The 20,442-nt window shown below is 38.6% G+C and carries 13 protein-coding genes; 10 read left to right on the top strand and 3 right to left on the bottom strand.

All coding sequences use genetic code 11. The features are described 5' to 3' along the window. Positions 1-92: 92 nt before the first annotated feature. The 3 genes from AACH28_RS03385 to AACH28_RS03375 all read left to right on the top strand — a co-directional run bounded on the left by AACH28_RS03385 (position 93) and on the right by AACH28_RS03375 (position 5,376). Positions 93-2,879, top strand: a complete 2,787-nt coding sequence (locus tag AACH28_RS03385) for a TonB-dependent receptor (RefSeq protein ID WP_088161672.1) — start codon at positions 93-95, stop codon at positions 2,877-2,879. 150 nt (positions 2,880-3,029) lie between these two features. After that, the gene (locus AACH28_RS03380) at positions 3,030-4,292 is read left to right on the top strand and encodes a right-handed parallel beta-helix repeat-containing protein (RefSeq protein ID WP_088161671.1); all 1,263 of its coding nucleotides are present in this window, start codon (positions 3,030-3,032) and stop codon (positions 4,290-4,292) included. Between the two features lie 13 nt (positions 4,293-4,305). Next, complete coding sequence (locus AACH28_RS03375) at positions 4,306-5,376, top strand: phytase (protein ID WP_341832248.1); 1,071 nt, start codon at positions 4,306-4,308, stop codon at positions 5,374-5,376. Between the two features lie 92 nt (positions 5,377-5,468). Here AACH28_RS03375 and AACH28_RS03370 read toward each other — a convergent pair whose 3' ends face one another. Further along, positions 5,469-7,496: an ATP-binding protein gene (locus AACH28_RS03370; RefSeq protein WP_341832247.1), complete on the bottom strand. Its 2,028-nt coding sequence runs from the start codon at positions 7,494-7,496 to the stop codon at positions 5,469-5,471. 342 nt (positions 7,497-7,838) lie between these two features. Beyond that, positions 7,839-9,014 carry an IS4 family transposase gene (locus AACH28_RS03365; RefSeq protein WP_341832246.1) on the bottom strand — a complete coding sequence of 392 codons (1,176 nt, stop codon included), beginning with the start codon at positions 9,012-9,014 and terminating at the stop codon, positions 7,839-7,841. Between the two features lie 176 nt (positions 9,015-9,190). On the opposite strand from AACH28_RS03365, the gene AACH28_RS03360 reads away from it, so the two are divergent. After that, entirely contained in the window at positions 9,191-9,859 is a 669-nt protein-coding gene (locus tag AACH28_RS03360) for a response regulator transcription factor (protein WP_070563855.1), read from the top strand. A 63-nt stretch (positions 9,860-9,922) separates the two neighbouring features. Here AACH28_RS03360 and lgt read toward each other — a convergent pair whose 3' ends face one another. Continuing rightward, the gene (lgt, locus tag AACH28_RS03355) at positions 9,923-10,741 is read right to left on the bottom strand and encodes a prolipoprotein diacylglyceryl transferase (protein WP_341832245.1); all 819 of its coding nucleotides are present in this window, start codon (positions 10,739-10,741) and stop codon (positions 9,923-9,925) included. A gap of 504 nt (positions 10,742-11,245) precedes the next feature. Here lgt and AACH28_RS03350 point away from each other — a divergent pair. The 6 genes from AACH28_RS03350 (at position 11,246) to AACH28_RS03325 (ending at position 20,405) form a co-directional block, all read left to right on the top strand. Then, the gene (locus AACH28_RS03350; RefSeq protein ID WP_070563861.1) at positions 11,246-13,123 is read left to right on the top strand and encodes a sensor histidine kinase; all 1,878 of its coding nucleotides are present in this window, start codon (positions 11,246-11,248) and stop codon (positions 13,121-13,123) included. A 12-nt stretch (positions 13,124-13,135) separates the two neighbouring features. Beyond that, on the top strand, positions 13,136-13,870 hold the full coding sequence (locus AACH28_RS03345) for a LytTR family DNA-binding domain-containing protein (protein WP_046673530.1): 735 nt from the start codon (positions 13,136-13,138) through the stop codon (positions 13,868-13,870). Positions 13,871-13,991: 121 nt separating this feature from the next. Continuing rightward, the gene (locus AACH28_RS03340; protein ID WP_070563863.1) at positions 13,992-14,732 is read left to right on the top strand and encodes an ImuA family protein; all 741 of its coding nucleotides are present in this window, start codon (positions 13,992-13,994) and stop codon (positions 14,730-14,732) included. A gap of 2 nt (positions 14,733-14,734) precedes the next feature. Then, positions 14,735-16,234: a DNA polymerase Y family protein gene (locus tag AACH28_RS03335; protein WP_341832244.1), complete on the top strand. Its 1,500-nt coding sequence runs from the start codon at positions 14,735-14,737 to the stop codon at positions 16,232-16,234. Between the two features lie 9 nt (positions 16,235-16,243). After that, complete coding sequence (locus tag AACH28_RS03330; RefSeq protein ID WP_341832243.1) at positions 16,244-19,384, top strand: error-prone DNA polymerase; 3,141 nt, start codon at positions 16,244-16,246, stop codon at positions 19,382-19,384. Positions 19,385-19,466: 82 nt separating this feature from the next. Further along, entirely contained in the window at positions 19,467-20,405 is a 939-nt protein-coding gene (locus AACH28_RS03325; RefSeq protein WP_341832242.1) for a hypothetical protein, read from the top strand. Positions 20,406-20,442 lie beyond the last annotated feature (37 nt).

Here is a 20,442-nt window from a genome sequence, read left to right as displayed (position 1 = left end):
GTTTCCTTGTTGTAACGCTAGATATTTTGTGTGATTAAAATTGGCTGCCATCTTTGCGACAACAATCAAAGATTCATAATAATCTAAGCAAAATGAAAAACTTTTTAACGGTATTACTTGCCTCCAGTATTTCGGTCAGCGCTGCTTATGCGACCAAAATCAAAGGTAAGGTATTGGATGGTCAAACTGGTGAAGCTATTGCTGGTGCAACAGTATTCTTGGAACAGCGTGGGCTATCGACCAAAACACAATTGGATGGTTCGTTTGAATTCAAAGGATTATCTGCAGGTGTGGATAGGGTTCATATCAAGCATATGGCCTATGCCGAATTAATTAAAGAAATCGAAATTCAAAAAGAAAATACACCTCATTTTATTTTTCAGCTGACGTCTACGGAACAGACATTAATGGAAGTAACCATAAAAGGACGTCGGAATGGGGGGGATGATGATCCTAGTGCAAGGCGTTTGGAAAAGAATGCGTCACAAATTATGAATGTTGTTTCGGCGCGTGCAATAGAGATTTCTCCGGATATCACCGTTGCAAATGTTGTGCAGCGTGTTTCGGGTGTATCTATAGAAAGAAATTCGAATGGCGAGGGACAATATGCTATTCTGAGGGGGATGGATAAACGTTACAATACCACTTTAGTGAATGGTGTAAAGGTTCCAAGTCCGGATAATAAATACCGTTATGTGCCTTTGGATTTATTTCCTTCAGATATGTTGGAACGCTTAGAAGTCTATAAGTCGCTAACACCAAATATGGAAGCCGACGCGGTGGGTGGAGTTGTCAATATGGTTATGAAATCGGCGCCGACTAAATTATTGCTTCAAGCAAATTTGGCAACAGGCTACAGCCAACGTTATTTTAATCGTGATTTTGGAAGCTTTTCAACAGGCGGAACCTCGGCTAAATCTCCCTACGAACAGCATGGGAAGAATTACAATGCAACCGCTGCTGATTTTAATAAGGGGGCATTAGATTATACCTATAAAAAGCCCCTTCCAGACCTTGTAGGCAATTTGACAATAGGCAATCGGTATTTGGATGATAAATTGGGGGTTATTTTGGGTGCGAGTTATCAAAATTTACATCGAGGTAGTCGTTCTATTTTCTACAAATCGGCTGTCGTTGGCGTAAATCCCAATGCGGTAATTACTGAGCAGAGTGATCGTCAATATGATGAACAGCAACAACGCTTAGGTTTGCATAACAAGATCGACTATCGATTTAATCCAAATCATCGGATTAGCTTTTATCAAATGTATGTGAATTTAAATAACATGCAATTGCGTGATGCTGTAAATACGATATATAATGGCCAGTATGATCCCAGTATTGGTAAAGCCGAACTGACCTATGTGACAAGAAGCCGAAAAACACAGCAACAGATCTACAATGGTACACTACAGGGGGATCATCATTTTTTAGATAATCGTCTGAATGTCCGTTGGTCAGGTGTGCTTTCTTCAGCGCGCAATCAATTACCGCAAAATACGATGATCAGTTTGGATGGAGTAGAAGAAAATTTTGAACGTAAAAGGACTTCTCTCGTGAATAAATCTCCTGTAACCTATCGTTGGGAGCGGAATACCGATAATGATCATGCAGGCTATTGGGATGTAGCTTATAAAGTTCCAATGGAAAACAGTAAGCTGGAGCTATCGACCGGAGGTTTGTATCGTGATAAACAGCGTAGTAGTTTTTACAATAACTACAACTTATCACCAGCTTCGGCAGAAGAGGCAAAGTATAAATACGGCGTGGATTTTCAGCGCTATACCGATCTCAATTTGACTGTTACCAATCCTACTGGAGCGGTCGCAAATCCATTAACTTACGACGCCGGTGAGAAGACAACAGCATTGTACGGCATGTTCAATTATGAGAATGACAAATGGCAGATGATCGGTGGTATCCGGATGGAGCATACCAATCAGAATTATAAATTATTGTTTCCTGCAGGAGAAAAAAGACCAGAAGGATCTCAAATTTATACAGAGTGGCTGCCAAGTTTGACCATGAAATATCATTTGGACGAAAAACAACAGCTTCATGCGGCCTATTATCGTGCGTTAAACCGACCTGGATTTTATGAAATTGTACCCTCAAGTGTGGTTAATGAAGAGTTTTTAGAAAAAGGAAACCCAGATTTAAAACATGCCTTAGCAGATAACTTCGATTTAAGGTATGAATTATTCCCTGAAGCTTCCTCTCAATTTCTTGTGGGTATGTTTTACAAGAAAATCAAAAACCCAATTGAATATACCTTTCAACCGGATGAGGTTCGTAATCAGGATGTATACTACACCCCCGGTAATTTTGGTAACGCCAACAACTTTGGTCTCGAGGTTGATTATATCAAGTATATCCAAAAATTTGGTGTTAAGGCCAATTATACCTATACACATTCACGTATAACGACCGCCAAGATGTCACGTCGAATCAATGAAACCACACAGGACCCTGAAGCGATTATCGTGGATCAAACGAGGCCGCTATATGGGCAAGCTGCACATGTGGCCAATCTATCGCTACTTTACAAAGATGCTAATAATGGCTGGGAAGGACAGTTAGCTGGATCTTATACCGGCTCACGAATCAATACAGTGTCGCAATTTTTGAACGATGATTTATGGCAAAAAGGATTTGTTCAGTTAGATGCTTCTATTGAGAAGAAGTTTAGAGCTGGCTGGGCCATTTTTGCCAAAGCTAACAACATCTTGAATACACCAATGGAATTGTATGTGAAAGGAACAAATCCCGAAAATGAGAAGATCGCCGAAAAGCTTATTGAAGGCGGAAATACATTGATTAGAAGGGATTTGTATGGGCAGAACTATATCCTTGGTTTACGTTATTCGTTTAGTAAATAATAGACCCGCGTAAAACAGGGCATGTTTTAATCTGAACATGTGCGACGTTAAATAAGAACAGTTTGTTTCGGTGAAGCTTTCACTTTTTTGGAAAGCCAATATTTTGGATAAGTGAAATCTGCTTCATCATTAAAAATTAAATATATACAGATGAAAAATAAATGTATTTTATCGTTTCTAGCGTTTTTTATTGTGGTGCTAAGTGCCTGTGAAAAAGCAAATATTGATGTTGATACTTCTGATGCTGATGGAAGTGCTATAGGTGAGGTATCCGGTGTGTGGAGCAAAGGGAGTGTGCAGCATATCAAGGGAGATATTATTATTCCCGAAGGCAAGAGCCTGACGATTGAGGAAGGTGTAACCGTATTGATGGATTCTGTCAATAAGCCTGAAATTGTTGTTTTGGGTAATTTGTATGCACTAGGTACAGCTGAAAATCCTGTAAAGTTTACAGTTGAAGATGGGTATAAGACGAAGACGAATGAATTTGGCAAGTTATGGGGAGGAATTTTAGCCGCTCCAAGCTGCCAGGAACTTGTTTTGGACAATACCGTCATTGAATATGGTGGTGCAATTACATCGGATGCGTCGACTTCTGTAAAAATGGGCTTGTATAAAAAAGTGTCTGGTGAAGCTTTGCCAGCTTTGTGGTTCTCAAATCCAAACGGAAAGCTAGTTGTTCAAAATAGCACTGTAAGTCATTTTCACGAAGACTGTACGTATATTGAAGGAGGAAAAATCATTTTCGCTAACAATCGTTTCTTTTCTAATGGAGTGACAGGTGGAGAAGCGATGAATTTCAAATCCGGATGTCTTGCAGATGTCGCTTATAACCTCGTGTATAGTGTAAATACCAATGCATTAAAACTATCCAATTCGGGAGACCGTACACCTCAGGCTTATATTATTGTTTACAATAATACCATGCTCAATACAGGGTGGCGCAGACCTACAGCCAAAGGAGGTTCCATATGGTTAGAGGCCTCTGTCAGAGCAGAAATTTATAATAATCTTTTTGCCAATACACGTTTTGGAGTCAAGCGTGATCCTAAAAAACCAGAAGATAGCCGTTCTGTGTCAGGTAATAATTGGTATTATGGTTACGGTCAATTGACTGTAGATCAGTTTCAGGTCGGTAAAAATGATATTGTAGGCGGTATTAACGATGTTAGAGGTAAAGTGGCAGGGGAGAATAATCCTAAATTTGTTTCTTATCCTTTAGAAACATCGGTTGACAATTACGTATTTGATTCAACCTGGGATTTTCATCTTCAAGGGAATTCACCTGCATTAAAGGCCGGTACTTTGGCTTTTAAACCCCATTTTACGAGTGGCCTTGTGATGTCAAACGGCCTAACATATAATTCTCCTCAGCCTGCAGCTTATGTTGGGGCATTTGGTTCCAAATTCTAATTTACTTCATATAATGACAAATTTAAAAACAATACTAACACTAACTTTGGGAGCATCAACCCTGCTTCAAATAGCATGCAAAAATGCGCAAACAAATACGGTAAACTCAGTTAAACCTGTTATTGTGACCGATGCTGTACGCTATGATTCGGATGATCCTGCAATTTGGATCAATAAGAACGATCCGAGCAAGAGTCTGATTATAGCAACGGATAAAGATGCCGATGGAGCTTTATTCGTGTACGATTTACAGGGTAAAACGGTCAAAGAAAAAGTGGTTTCCAATTTAAAACGACCAAACAACGTTGATGTAGCATACGGTTTGGTATTGGGGGGGAAACCTGTTGATATCGCTGTCACAACAGAGCGTATGACCCATAAATTGCGTATTTTTTCACTACCTGACATGAAGCCGATCGATCAAGGGGGATTAGATATGTTTGTTGGTGAAACTGAACCTGAATTCAGAGATCTAATGGGGATTGCTCTATATACTTCTCCAAAAGGAGAGATCTATGCTATTGTTGGGCGAAAAAATGGACCAAAAGAAGGCTATTTGGGACAATATTTATTGGAGGATAATGGCTCTGGTTCAGTAAAAGCTACACTGGTTCGCAAATTTGGTTCATTTAGTGGAAAGAAAGAGATTGAGGCAATAGCGGTGGACAATGAGCTTGGGTATATTTACTATTCGGACGAACAAATTGGCGTAAAACAATACTATGCGGATCCAGCAAAGGGAAACCAACAGTTGGCATTATTTGCTACAACAGGTTTTAAAGAAGATCATGAAGGTATTTCGATTTATAAAGTGACCGACAGTACTGGATATATCTTGGTGTCGGACCAGGGTGCAAATCGTTTTCAGGTTTTTAGTCGGGAAGGAACCAAAAGCAATCCTTTCGAACATAAATATCTGAAGAGTGTACCGGTTATGGCAACACAAAGTGATGGTTCAGAAACTACCTCTTCTAATTTAAATGAAACCTTCAAACATGGCTTGTTTGTTGTTATGAGTGATGATAAAACATTCCATTATTATCGATGGGAAGATATTGCCGGAGCCGATTTGAAAAAGAAATAGGTTATAGAATAAGCGTTTCAGCAACAGTTGTGATTTGATTACAGCTGTTGCTTTTTTTTGCTATTGGAAATTTTTGTTAAAAATCCCTAGCGTTATGCACCGACCGGAATTTTAAACCAAAAGGTTGACCCTTGGCCGATCTGGCTGTCGACCCCAATTTCTCCTTGATGTTTTTGAATAATTTCTTTGCAAATAAACAGTCCTATGCCAAATCCCGATGCATAACGGTCCGCATCGTCATTTACACGATAGAATTTATTGAATATTTGTTTTTGATCCTTATGATTGATGCCTTTTCCTTGGTCTTTGATCTCGACTTCAAAATAACCTGAATGTATAGCCACATGCAGGGTAATTGTTGAATTACTGGGCGAATATTTAATGGCATTATCCATGAAGTTGATTAACACTTGTTCGATTTTATCACGATCGGCGATAATCTCCAAATTCGAATCTATTGCTCCTGAATAATGAATGAAGTGCTTGACAGATTTTAAAGAATAGATATTTTGAATATAATCGAGTAAAGAACAAACGTTAAATGTCTTTTTGCGAAGTACTAACTTACCCTCATTTAGTTGAGTAACATTTAGAAAGCCGTCGATTAAGCCACGCATACGCGTTGCTTGCTCATTCGATTGGTGGAGATATTGCATGCGCTTTTCGCTGCTCAATGTACCTTCTTTGGCTTGTAGTAATTGGATATAGGCAATGAGTGAGGTCAAAGGTGTTTTGAGTTCATGACTTGCGATACTAATAAAATCGAGCTTTTTCCTTTCTTCTTCCTTGTCATTGGTGTTGTCTATTATGGCGCCATAGATCATGTGTCTTGTTGTATCCGATTCCAATTGACTTCCGCCTATTGACCTTAACCATTTTATCTTACCCGTTTTTTTATCTTTTATCTCACATTGACAATCGAAAAGCGATTGCTTGCGTGTTACTTCCTGAAAAACATGCTGAATGATATTTCTATACTGAGGTAGAATTTGGGCGAAAAAGTCAGCTTCTTTTATGTTGTCATGCTGGTGGAAGCCAAATAATTCACGGCAGCGATCATTGAGTTCCATTTTCTTGGTTTCCATGTCAATAGAAAAGATACCAATACCGGCGGCTTCAACAATCATTCTGAACTGTTGATCTCTTTTGGCGATAAGTTGATGAATTGTTTCAAGCTTTTCGTGTTCTTGATGCTGGGTGGTAATATCTATAGCGGTACCTGCAAACCATTCGGGTTGTTGGTCTTGGTCAAAGTATACTCTTCCTTTACAGTGCAACCACCGTAACTGAAGATCTTGTGCTCCAATGGTTCTAAACTGTACGTCATAAACACCTTTGTTTTGATAAGTCAGTGATTTTTTGACTTCCTGATCGATTCTATTCCTATCTTCTGGATGAATATATTTAAGGACTTCATTGTATGGAACATACTCACCTTTCGCAAACCCAAAGAGTTCCCGAGTCCGTTCATCCCAATTTACTAAGTAATTTTTACAATTTAAGGTCCATGTTCCCATCTCGGCCGACTGTAAAGCAAAATGATAATGTTCTTCACTCTCAATGATTTTCTTGAGTGCCCCCTTAAGTTTTTCATTGAGATCTTCAGTATGTTTAGATGACAAGGTGTAATTATTCGTTGGGCTCTTATAGTGTTTTCCTGCTATAAGATATTTTTGAGTTAATAAATCTTGTAGCAATTTTCGTTCAATGGTATTTTTTTCCTGCGTTTGTGGGTACTTGTCTTCATTTTCAGGTATCAGTCTAATTTGATTAAATATGCCATAAATTTCACCTTTTTCATCGATGAGCGGATGATATTCAAAAGTGTGCGTATAACCTAGTGAAGCCTGATTTTCCGTTTTGAGTTTAATCCTTATCTTTTCAATGACCGCAGTTTTTCCGTTTATCCAGACATTTTTCAGGAGGGGGATATAGGGTGTTAAATCTTCTAGTTGAAGACAATTTTCAAGACACTGCCCAATAATACGCTGATCACAACCCCAAAGTTTTAACATGTTAGTGCTTGCATAAGAAATATGGAGTTCTGCACTATCATAAATTGCGCAGGCATCCAATGAAGAGGTGAGAACGGCTAAAATATCTTTATCTGAACATATCATAACATAGCAAAAATTAAGTATTGATTAAAGCGATATCGCTATAGCTTGATTTAATAGCATACAAATATTGTTCCTTTCTCATGAGTTTTCGCTCTATCCATAAATGACCGGAGTTGTCGTACGGGATGAAATCCACTATTTTATTTGCCAGTTGATCCTGTGGGCTGTTTAATGTGAACTCATCATGTCGACAGTAGACTGGATAGAAAGTTGTATCTTTATTTTGTTTGCAGTCTGTTTCTTTTTTATTTCAAATCATATGTGTCCTAAATAAATTTTAGGATTGGATTTCTGTGGTACAGGCATAGCTTTTTTCATCATTTCGATATTGACCCCTATTTTTCAATCTGCGAAGATCTTTAGCTGTCCCTTTTTTCCTTTTATAGGCGGCCTGAGAAAGGGATCATCTATCCATTGCCAGATGTTTATTTTCACGAAGATATTCATTCTGATGAATGCGACCAGATTGGACAGGTTCCAGTCATATTTGGCTTTTTTTTGTAAGTATTTTAACAGTAATATGCCAATGAGTGAAGTCCAGATCTGGATCATCACTGCATTTTCAGAAGTCCCTATGAATGTCGATACTTTTAAGCGCTGCTTTAGATGCTTGAAGAAGACTTCGATATGCCAGCGTTGTTTATAGATGTTTGCCACCAAAGAAGCCTTCCACTTCGTATTATTGGTCAAAAAGTGGTACTCATTGCCAGTGGTGCTGTCCCAAAAGTGGACTAGGCGTAGCGGCTTGCCGTTGTATTTATTGCAGGCAGCACCGGATAGCTCAATGAGCTCATCCTTAAGGATCCCCTTTTCCATGAGTGCTTCACTCTGATAGGACTTGATAACCTTGTACTTCATATTAACTTTACTCCTGGTAACGAAATAACACCCCCTGCTGTCCAAATCCCCAAGCCAGCTGTAATCCACGTAGCCACGGTCCACTACCACCACGCTTCCCTTGGAAAAACTGTAACTACCGGCTCGCTGGCTCTCATGTACTTTTCCATCGGTAATCTGCATAAAAACAGGTAGGCAGCCATCATAATCCAAGACAGTGTGCAACTTTACGGCACCTTTGGTGCTACGAAACTTTGCCCAGTCAAATACAGATAGACATAAGGGGATGATGCTTGCATCCATCAGATATACTTTACGCTTTAGCTGACCAAGATCTTTGCGAAAATGGGTGTCCTTTTGCCAAAGCCTATCCAAAACAGAATAGTAAAGATCTTTGAAAAGTTCATCGGTACGGTGTGTGTTGATATAGGATATATTAGACTTACTTGGAGCTCTTACTACACCTAAGTGGTTCAGATTACCAGTGGTACTGCGTAGACCGTTACTAATATCACGAACCGAATCTGCCGAGGAAAAATGACAGAAAAGCATACTGACTAGATGCGTCCAGCTGTTGATCCCTTTCTGATGTTTGTCACTTTTGTGCTTTGAAACCAAATCTTTGAATAATTCGCGGTCGATAAGAGATAAAATCTGACTAAAAACATTTAAATTTATCATGGCGGTGTGTTATAATTTTGCAATTTAAATATAGCAACTTTGCTATATCCAATCACCGCCACTTTTTAAACTTTTAGGACGCAAGTGATTTCAAATAGCGAATATGATAAATTATCGTTGCAGTATAAGTTTGGAAGAAAATAGAATTGAAAGTTTTTATTTAAATGCCATAGAAGATGAATACGGTTAAGATACTATTGGTTGAAGATCACATGGTCGTACGGAATGGTATTAAACTACTTTTAGAATCCCAGGGTGAATTTACGGTGATAGGCGAGGCATCTGATGGTGCAGAAGCGCTGTCTATATTGGCGAATGGTTTAGCTCCTGATATTGTTTTAACTGATATAAACATGGAGCATATGGACGGGATGGAGCTTTTAAAAATCATCAGTCAAAAATATCCATTGGTCAAAGTTGTGATATTGTCTATGCTAAATCAAATTCATTATGTTGTTGAAGGTTTTGAACATGGTCTTTCGGGCTACCTGTTGAAAAATATAGGTTACAATGAATTACTTTTTGGATTAAAGCATGTCGCTGAAGGCGGACGCTATATGAGCGAAGAAATTAGTATAGCCCTGCTTGAACAAGTTTCTTCCGGTCAAGTTTATAGGGATGCGGGCTCGAATATCATCCTCGATCTGGAAATAAACGATCGCGAGCTAGAAGTATTAGAGTTAATCGCTGACGGTTTTACAAATTTAGAAATTGCAGATAAAATCTTTTTGAGTAAGCGTACTGTTGAAGGATATCGGCAGAGCTTGATAGATAAAACAAGGGTAAAAAATACCGCGGAATTAGTAAAATATGCTTTTCAACATGGCTTATTAAAAAAATCATGATAACCATTTCTGTATTTGGTGAGCATGACGTAGCGGGCTATTATTGGAAGTCCGCGCATTCTATTACGTTATATTCGGTATTCTTTCTCGACAACGATTGAAAATAAATAGGCCAGCTCCAATAAGAATGAAGGGTATACTAAGCAGCTGTCCCATATTGATCAATAAGGAGTCTTCAAAATGCTCTTGATTGATTTTCAAAAACTCATCTAAAAACCTGAACGAAAACAGCAAAACCAACAGCAAGGCGAAATAGTTTCCATTGTTACGTCGAAGCTTGTTTTCTTTCCATAAACGATATAACAATACGAATAATAAGAGACAAAATAAGGCTTCATAAAGCTGTGCTGGATGCCGGGGGATAGTATCGATATGGGTAAACACAAAGGCCCAAGGTAAGCTACTTGCTGTGCCAATCATTTCAGAGTTCATTAAGTTGCCCAATCGAATGCAAACACCAGCTAAAGGGACGACCAAAGCAATCCGATCTGCAAGCCAGAGAAAAGGAAGTTGCTGTTTTTTTGCAAATAAATAGATTGCGATTAGTATGCCTATACCGCCACAGTGGCTTGCCAGCCCACCTTCCCATATGGCTAATATTTTTAAGGGATTATTGAGGTAATAACCGGGATCGTAAAATAATACATGCCCTAGTCTAGCGCCAATGACAGTACCAAAAACAATATAAATGGTTAGTTGATCTAAAAACTCGGGTGGCCGACCTTCTTTCTTAAATAATGATCCTAATATCTTATAACATAATACAATACCCAATAACCAAAATAGTCCGTACCAGCGAATAGGGTGTTCAATAAGTGGAATAACAAAGATATCACTATCTATAGTCCAGTTTATGTAAGTAAAGATTAGGCTATTTACCATATTACGTTTTAGCGTGATGCTTTATGATATAAGTATGTGGTATGGCTATTTCGTTACACGTTTTGATAAAAAAACGAAATTCTCTTTATCGATGCAAATATTGAGTCATATATTGCGATTATTAAATAGTAAGTTTTCATTGTTGACCAATTTGTATGTTTGTAGGAAGTAAAAGAAAATTAACTCTATCTGCGATCAATAATTGCACTCGGTGTTTTTACTGAGGAAGAATATTAACATAAGTATCAGTGGGGTTAAATACTTTTGAAAGTATATATTGGTTTTTTTGATAATATTCCGATATTCGACAATAGATAACATGATATGGATAGTAGTGCCTTGCCTATTTTTTTATAGCTGTTGATATCTTGTGAAAGCTTATTATAGTTAATGAAGGAGGTAATGGAAAAATATAAGACCTTCATGTAAATTTAAACAGATAGTTATATTCTGATGATACGAAATTTGACAAGATTTACTTTTTGTTTTTTATCTCTCGTGCTAATGGCACAGTTACTTTCTTGTTATCAAAGTGACCGTCAGACGTCTAGAAATAATGCGCATACTGAAGATAAGGCACTTGATTTAACCTATCAGGACACATTATTAAAATTTCTCGCTCTACAGGATTTTAGGGATCAATCTATTATAGCAAAGAAGACAACGGAGTTTGCTAAGGATAGATATTTTAATATTTCTGGCTATAATTGGATTTTTTTGGCGTATAACTACTTGTTGGATGATAAAATTGATTCAATAGAAATTGCGCTGAAAAACCTTGATGGGAGAACAATGTCTCCCGATTTGCATGTTCTGAAGGATTACTTTAAAATAAGAGCTAATTTTAGTTTTAATGATGTGACTACTATTGGCATCATGGAACAAATTATCGATGCGAAAGAATATGCATTAGCAAATAAAAGTAGGTTTAGTTTTCTTTTTTTTAATCTATTGGCCAATGCAAATTATCGCCGCGCTGATTATAACCAGGCACTCAAAGATAACGAGTCGTGGTATTATTATCATCCCAACAGATCCGACCCACATGTTGCACAGGCCTATCAGGAGATTAAATTTATACAGTATATTGAATTGCATGATTTTGAGAAATTAAAATTAACACTGGATAGCTGCAGATATTATGCAAATAAAACGGCTGATTCTGCTATTATTATGCGCATGTATAATTTACAGGCGCAGTATTTTTTTAGCATAGGTAATAGTCGAAAAGCAGTAGAGGCATCCCAAAAGTATTTTAATTATTTATCTTCAAGCAAGGCGCTCAATGCCTATGCGTATGCGAATTTGGCAAAAAATTTTTTGAATAATCATCAAGTGGACTCGGCGATCTATTATTTCAATGCTGGATTGCAGTTTATCAAAACACATAAAGGCAAGCAAAATAAATTATTCTATTACCAGAATCTACAAGTAGCACACGCATTAAAAGGAGATTATGAACGGGCTTATTTTACCTTAGATTCAGCCTATCAGGATTATAAAAATAGCACAAAAAGTATTGAAAATGATCGTATCAATGAGATCAATACACGATATGAAACTGAAAAAAAGGACCAGGCTATTCAGCTTTTAAAAACAACAAATGCCTTCAACCATCAGATTATGGTCCAACAGCGTTGGATTTTTGTTATTTTATTTGCGCTGATCTTTAGTATTGCATTCTTCATTTATTATCGGAATAAACAAAAGTTGTTGAAAAATATTAATCAGCGTATAGTTGCCGAAAACAGACAATTAATTTTAGAGCAAAAGACACGACAAAACCAGCTTAATCCGCATTTTATTTATAATGCTATAGCTAATTTGCAAGGTTTGATCAGTAGTGAACAAAAAGCAAAAGCAAATCAATACCTCATCCTGTTGTCCCGTCAAATTCGTGATATACTCGAATTAAATAGGGAGGAGTATATTTCTTTGGATCAAGAAATTAAATCATTAAAGAATTATATACTTTTACAGCAGATGCGCTATCAAGATGTATTTGATTTTGAAATTGAGAGCGGTAATTTGGATGTGGACGATGTCATGATTCCCCCCATGTTGATTCAGCCGTTTGTTGAAAACGCTATTGAACATGCTTTCAAAAATTTAAATTATCGCGGACAGTTACAAATTCTTTTTAATCAGCAAGCAGATCAATTGCATATTGTTATCAGTGATAATGGTTGGGGAATGCGCACAGATAAAAAAGAGAATGCGCACAAGACATCTCTTTCACAGGTGATTACCAAAGAGCGTCTTGAACTTTTATTTACTGATCCAAAGCAAAAAGCAAGGATTGAAATAAAACCCAATTATAAAGAGGATAAAAGTGGATATCGTGTAGAAATTTATATCCCACTTGTTTTATATTTTAATTAAATACGTGAAATTATGAAAGTTTATATTCTTGAAGACGAGCATAACATCTATCTGTATATTAAGTCTCTGTTAGATGCGATACCCTATGTTCAGATAGTAGGTTATAGTCCCTCTATTGCCCAGGCAGAACGTGAATTGCTTGAATCTAATCCAGATCTTATTTTAGCCGATATTCAATTGAAAGACGGATCCAGTTTATCCTTCCTTTCAGAACTGAAATTGGATATTAATACCATCTTTATAACAGCATTTAACCAGTATGCCATAGAAGCCCTAAATATAGGTGCCATTGCGTATTTATTAAAGCCATTAGTCCCAGAACAATTTATGGAAGCTATTGAAAAATGTTATAAAAAAAATACGGAATTTAAGTTCAATAGCATGCAATTAAGTATGGCCGAAAGCTATCTGAAATCTCCAAGTAGACCTCGTAAGATAGCGCTTCGTACATTTGAATATACCCAGATCGTGAATATTGATGATATTCTTTATTGTCATGGAGATAAAGGGTATACTACATTTTATATCAAAGACAATAAACCGATGATGGTTTCAAAAGTCCTTAAGCATTTTGAAACGATGCTTCCTGAATCTGAATTTATTCGTTGTCATCAATCTTATTTAATCAATGCCAATTATATTAAAAAATATTTCAAGGATGGCCAAATAGAAATGTCTGATGGTAAAATGATTCCTGTTGCGACCAGAAAAAAAGATGTCATCCAACAATTCTTGAATGATATATAAGAATTGAAATAGTAAAGATTCCGTTTTAGCACTGTGTTTATTTGCTAAAAAATATAGCTTTCGTCTTTAATACTAAAATATTTAGTATTACATTTGTATGTACTATTAAATAGGAGGGGTTATGATGTTAGATGATAAACAAGCTTTGATTAGCAAACTTAAAAAAGACTTACTGTCGTGGCAGGGAGTAGCTCAAAGTTTGAATGATGAATGCGCTATAGATTTGGGGCCTTTGGAAAAAGCTTTTCCAAATGGAATCTTTCCCAAAGGTGTTATACATGAATTTGTTAGCTTTAACCGCATGGATAGTGCTGCTTCCTGTGGATTTATTGGTGCTTTGCTTGGAAAACTGATGCAAAATGATGGGATTTGTATTTGGATAGGCTCTATTCAAACGGTATTTCCTGCTGCTATCAAATCATTTGGAGTTGATCCGGCCTCGATTGTTTTTGTCTCCATGAAACGGGAAAGAGATGTTTTATGGGCAATGGAAGAAGCGTTGAAATGCCATGGCATAACAGCCGTATTGGCTGAAATACATCAGCTGGATTTTATTCAGTCAAGGCGCCTTCAACTTGCCGTAGAAAAAAGCCGGGTGACAGGATTTATACTTCAACATAACCCCAAGATCTTGTTGGCGACGAGTTGTGCTGCACGTTGGAAGGTTACTTCTTTACCTAGTCAATCGGATGATGGATTACCTGGTATTGGTTACCCCTGTTGGGAAGTAGAGCTGCTTAAGGTAAGAAATGGTAATCCAGCCAAAGGACAAATTATCTGGTCTCCACAAGGATTTAGAACATTCCTCAAAAAAGATGTGCAGATCACAGATTGGACCTATAATTATCAAAATTTAGGCTAGCCATGAAAAAAAGATTTGCGTCCCTTTGGTTTCGTTACTTAAAAACAGATTGGCTTACTGTCTGTAAGCCACATTTGCAGGATGTTCCTGTTGTTTTGTCTGTCGCTGTGCAAGGAAAATTAATCGTTAGTGCGTGTAACGCATTTGCAGAGCAAGCGGGGATACATGCAGGTATGGCTATAGCAGATGCACGGGCATTTATTCCATCACTTAAAATCATCAAAGAGCAAGCTGGATTGGCTGAAAAATTACTCCATTCCATAGCAGATTGGTGCATAAGGTATACACCATGGGTTTCATTGGATGAGCCGGATGGAATTATGCTCGATATAAGTGGTTGTGCACATCTTTGGGGTGGAGAGGCAACTTACTTAACAAGTATTGTTTCTCAATTTAAACAACATGGTTATACTGTGCGCATGGGCATTGCTGATACCATTGGGGCCGCATGGGCTATCACACATTTTGGTTCTGAAAATACGATTATAAATGAACAGGCGCAGTCAGAGGCACTTTTTCCCTTGCACCCTGCAGCACTACGATTGGAAGAGGTTCAATTGAAAAGGTTGCAATCGCTTGGACTACAGTCAATAGGAAGTTTTGCAAAAATGCCGCGTTCAGTCTTGCGTAGAAGATTTGGTGACAGCCTATTACTTCGACTGGATCAGGCCATGGGGCTGGAAGATGAATTTGTTCTTCCTATAAAAGCTAATTTACCGTATGAAGAGCGATTACCTTGTCTCGAACCCATCTGTACAGCACACGGTATTGAACTGGCGCTGGAAGAGTTATTAAACAAGTTGTGTAAACGTTTGTCGGGAGAGGGGAAAGGATTACGTGCAGCTGAATTGAATTGCCACCGCGTGGATGGGAAATTAGAGACAATCAGCATTGAGACTAATCGTGCTACTGCCCAGGTCAAACATATCCTTCAATTATTTGCCATAAAGATTCCACAGATTGAACCGGCATTGGGGATTGAATTATTTACTTTGGAGGTTTCAAAAGTTGAAATCGCAGATCCTATTCAGGAAAATCTTTGGAACAATAGAATTGGCCTCAAAAACCCGACAGTTACCGAACTGTTAGATCGCTTGAAAAGTAGGGACGCCAATTGTGAGATTTCACGCTATGTGCCATCTGCGCACTACTGGCCGGAACGATCCATGAAAATAGCGGCTAAAATGGATGAGGTTGCAGCTGTTGACTGGCAAACTGCAAGGCCACGTCCAACACGACTATTGAAGATCCCTGAACGTATTATAGTCACAGCACCCATACCCGACTATCCACCCATACTGTTCCGTTATAAGGGAGATACCTATACTATAAGGAAAGCAGATGGCCCCGAACGTATTGAACGCGAATGGTGGATTGATCCTGGTGAACATCGGGATTACTATGCCGTGGAAGATCTGCAAGGTCGGCGCTTTTGGCTATATCGTGCCGGGCATTATGACGGACAGGCAGATCAATGGTTTATACATGGTTTTTTTGCATAAGGTTAGTGTATGGTATATTGTGAATTACAGATAACAAGTAATTTTAGTTTTCTCGAAGGTGCTTCTCATCCGGAAGAACTGATCGAGCAAGCGGCGCGATTGGGGTATAATTCCGTTGCAGTAACTGACCGCAATAGCCTTGCTGGAATCGTCCGTGCACATATGGCTGCAAAAAAAGCCGGTATACGACTGATTCCTGCTTGTCGTCTAGATTTACAGGATGGGCCAAGCTTATTGGCATACCCCACAGATAAAGAGGCTTACGGACGGCTTTCAACATTGTTAACTGTTGGAAATCTAAGGACGGAAAAAGGAAGATGCGAATTGTACAAAAATGATGTGTTTCAATATGCTGAGGGGATTGTATTCATTATTTGTCCACCTGAAAAACTAGTGGTCGGTTTTGAGCTTGAGCAGTCATTTATAGCGTTTGTACAGGAATGTCAACAGCGTCTACAGGGGTGTCTTAATCTAGGAATAAAAAAACTCTATCGTGGTGATGATGCTAAATTATTGTTTAGAATAAATCAGTTGGGTGAACACCTGGCCATTCCTCTTGTTGTACTTGGTGATGTATATTATCATGTGCCCGAAAGGCGTGAATTGCAGGATATTTTAACCTGTATTCGTGAAAAATGCACGATACATACGGCTGGATTTAATTTATATCCCAATGCAGAGCGCTATCTAAAATCAATAACTGAAGTTGAACGCTTGTTTAGACTGTACCCTGAAGCTGTAGAACAGAGTGTAAAAATTGCCAATGCTTGTCGTTTTTCCTTAGATGATTTGAAATACATCTATCCAGATGAATTATCATCTCATGGTCGGACCACACAGGAAGAATTAAGTTATTTAACTTGGGAAGGTGCCAGTAAACGATTTAACGGAGATATCCCGGATGCAATTCGCGAAACGATTCAAATGGAACTTGATTTTATCGAACGCAAAAATTATGCTTCTTATTTTTTGACGGTGTATGATTATGTTCGATTTGCGAAGGAAAAGGGAATTTTATGCCAAGGGCGTGGATCTGCAGCAAATTCAACCGTATGTTACTGCTTAGGTATTACTTCTGTTGACCCGTCAAAATATAGGCTTTTGTTTGCACGATTTATGTCCGATGCACGAGAGGAACCACCAGATATAGACGTCGACTTTGAACATGAGCGCCGTGAGGAAGTCATCCAGTATATTTATGAGAAATATGGACGCAATCGTGCTGCTATCGTAGCAACTGTCACACAGGTACGCTCCAAAGGGGCTATACGTGATGTTGGCAAGGCTATGGGACTTTCCATGGATGCTGTAGGGCGTTTAGCAGGAGTTGTGAGTAGCCATTGGGACGATTATATCAATTTGGAACGTTTGGTTGAACAGGGCTTTAATCCTGAAGACCAACATTTGCGAAAAGTTCTCGAATTGACACATCAGTATATTGGCTTTCCACGTCAATTGGGGCAGCATACAGGCGGATTTGTTATTACGCAAGGTAATTTGCATGAGCTTTGTCCTTTAATAAATGCCCGCATGGATAATCGGACAAATCTCGAGTGGAATAAAGATGATCTTGAAGCACTCGGCTTTCTAAAGGTTGATGTACTTGCTTTGGGGATGTTGACCTGTATTCGCAAAGCTTTTGATCTCGCTAAAAAGCATTATGGAAAAGAGCTTACCCTGGCTGATATTGGGGCAGAAGACGATCCAAAGGTTTACGATATGATCTGCCATGCAGATACTCTAGGTGTATTCCAGATCGAAAGCCGGGCCCAGATGTCGATGTTGCCGCGATTAAAACCGCGCGAATTTTATGATCTGGTTATTGAGGTGGCTATCGTACGGCCTGGACCAATACAAGGCGATATGGTGCATCCTTATTTGCGTCGGCGAAATAAAGAGGAAGATGTCGATTATCCAAGTACAGAGATGCAAACCATTCTTGAAAAAACCTTGGGCGTCCCCCTTTTTCAGGAGCAGGCCATGGAAATTGCCATTGTTGCTGCGGGATTTACTCCTGCAGAGGCCGACGAATTGCGCCGAAGCATGGCTACATTCAAAGCCAAAGGGCAGGTGTCGACTTTTCACAAAAAGATGGTCGATGGTATGGTAAAGAAAAACTATACGGAAGAATTTGCTAATCGAGTTTTTAAGCAATTGGAAGGTTTTGGGAGTTACGGTTTTCCAGAGAGTCACGCAGCGTCTTTTGCCTTACTGGTGTATGTATCCTCATGGCTTAAGTATTATTATCCTGATATTTTTGCGGCATCCTTACTCAATAGTCAGCCCATGGGCTTTTATCAACCTGCTCAAATTGTTATTGATGCACAGAAACATGGCGTAAAAGTACGTCTTATTGATATCAATCATTCTTCATGGGACAATACTTTAGAGGGAGAAATTGGAAAACCACATGCTCTTCGATTGGGTTTACGTCAGATCAAAGGATTTTCAAGGGAAGAGGCCGTTGTGTTGACTCAAGGTCGGCAGTCTGCCTATTCATCCATTACTGGTATGATGGATGTTGGACTATCTCTTATTGCGTTGGAGAAATTGGCTGATGCAGATGCCTTTACATCATTAGGTATTGATCGTCGGCAAGCGCTTTGGGAAATTACAGCATTGGGTGATCGGCCGATTGCATTATTTGAAGGCCAAGCATCTGAAAGTATCATGGAGGGGCAAATTGAATTACCATTGCTAACAAAAAGCCAGCATGTTGTGGCTGATTACGCAAGGACCTCGCTATCCATTAAAGCACATCCCGTGAGTTTCTTGCGCGGAAAGCTCGATCTTCTCCATGTAGTGCCCACAGCAAAATTGGGCTTGATACAAAATGATATGCCTGTGAAAGTATGCGGATTGATTACGGTTAGACAACGACCAGGAACCTCTAAAGGTGTTTTATTTATCACCATTGAAGATGATACTGGTTTTTCAAATATTGTCGTTTGGAGTACTGTATTTGAAAAATATCGAAAAGAAATTCTTCGCGCAAAACTCCTGATGGTCGCGGGTAAAATTCAAGTTGAAGGAGAGGTTATTCATGTAATAGCAGAACGATGCTTTGATATGTCAGGTTTGTTAAAAGATCTGACAACAGATGGCGACAATGCTGCAGGTATTTTTCATAAGGGAAGAAATTTTCATTGATCTTTCATTTATTAATCTGATTTTTGATCTAAAATGGTTCAGTGCTAATCGATAGCGAAGCAATCCATAGAAATTAAACGGTATGACTAAGAATATTCTCGTAAATACAATCGAAATTGATAAAGCAACTATTCGTGAATTAATTAAACAGGGCGATGTTAATGCCGCAATTGATTTGGTTGCTACAGGGGCAAATGTAAAGTATAAAGCTGCCCGGGATATAGTGCAAATGTTTCAAGAAGATCATATTGATCTTTTTGATGGTAAAGACTTATTTTTAGGTGATTATGACCGGGTTGAACATCGTGACGATGCTGACAGAGCAGATCACAAAAGATCTACATTTTTGGAAGTGGAAACAAATGAGCATGGCCGGACCAGTATTTGGAAGGCACTTTTTATTTTTTCTGTCCTTGCACTATTTGCTTTTGTTATCTTAAATTACGTTGTTGGTTTTAATCAAATAGGACATCATATTTCAGAACTTACGCAGTTATTCGATAAAAATGAAAGCTCAGCTGCTGACACATCCAAACAAAATATCGCCTTAAGTGTTGGAGCCACCCAGGTGGACGATGTTGAAGACCTCCATCCCGTAGATACAAATCTCTTACCAATGGATGTGAAGCAGGCCGAAATAGCACGAATATATCAGGCTCAGTTCGGCCGATTGAACCCCGCAAAACATTCGCCAACGGATGAAGATGCACAGCTTGCTTTAATTCACCTTACCAAAGGACGGTTGACGGACCTTATTATTCAACAAAAATTAAGTGTAAAAATAGGGAAGTGTTATGAAAACCTGGCCATGAAAGATAAGGGAACTTGCGTGAGTTGCATGATACTACTTTATAATAGAGCGCAGAAAAAATGGCAAGAAGCACCCGATGGGGAAAATTTCCTGCGTAATGCTTATGACTTTTACTTGTCCCCTGATTCAGATTTGTGGGAAGCTGGTCCCTTGAGTATGCGCATACCCTATGATTATGCTTTAGTGAACAAATATAAGGCAGCAAATTAGGGGCCTTAACCCTTATATAAAATAGGATAAATCAGCT

Origin of the sequence: Sphingobacterium thalpophilum (assembly GCF_038396785.1) — a bacterium.
GTDB lineage: Bacteria > Bacteroidota > Bacteroidia > Sphingobacteriales > Sphingobacteriaceae > Sphingobacterium > Sphingobacterium thalpophilum_A.
The sequence above is the reverse complement of the archived record's forward strand: the minus strand, read 5'-3'. Positions and strand labels throughout refer to the sequence as shown.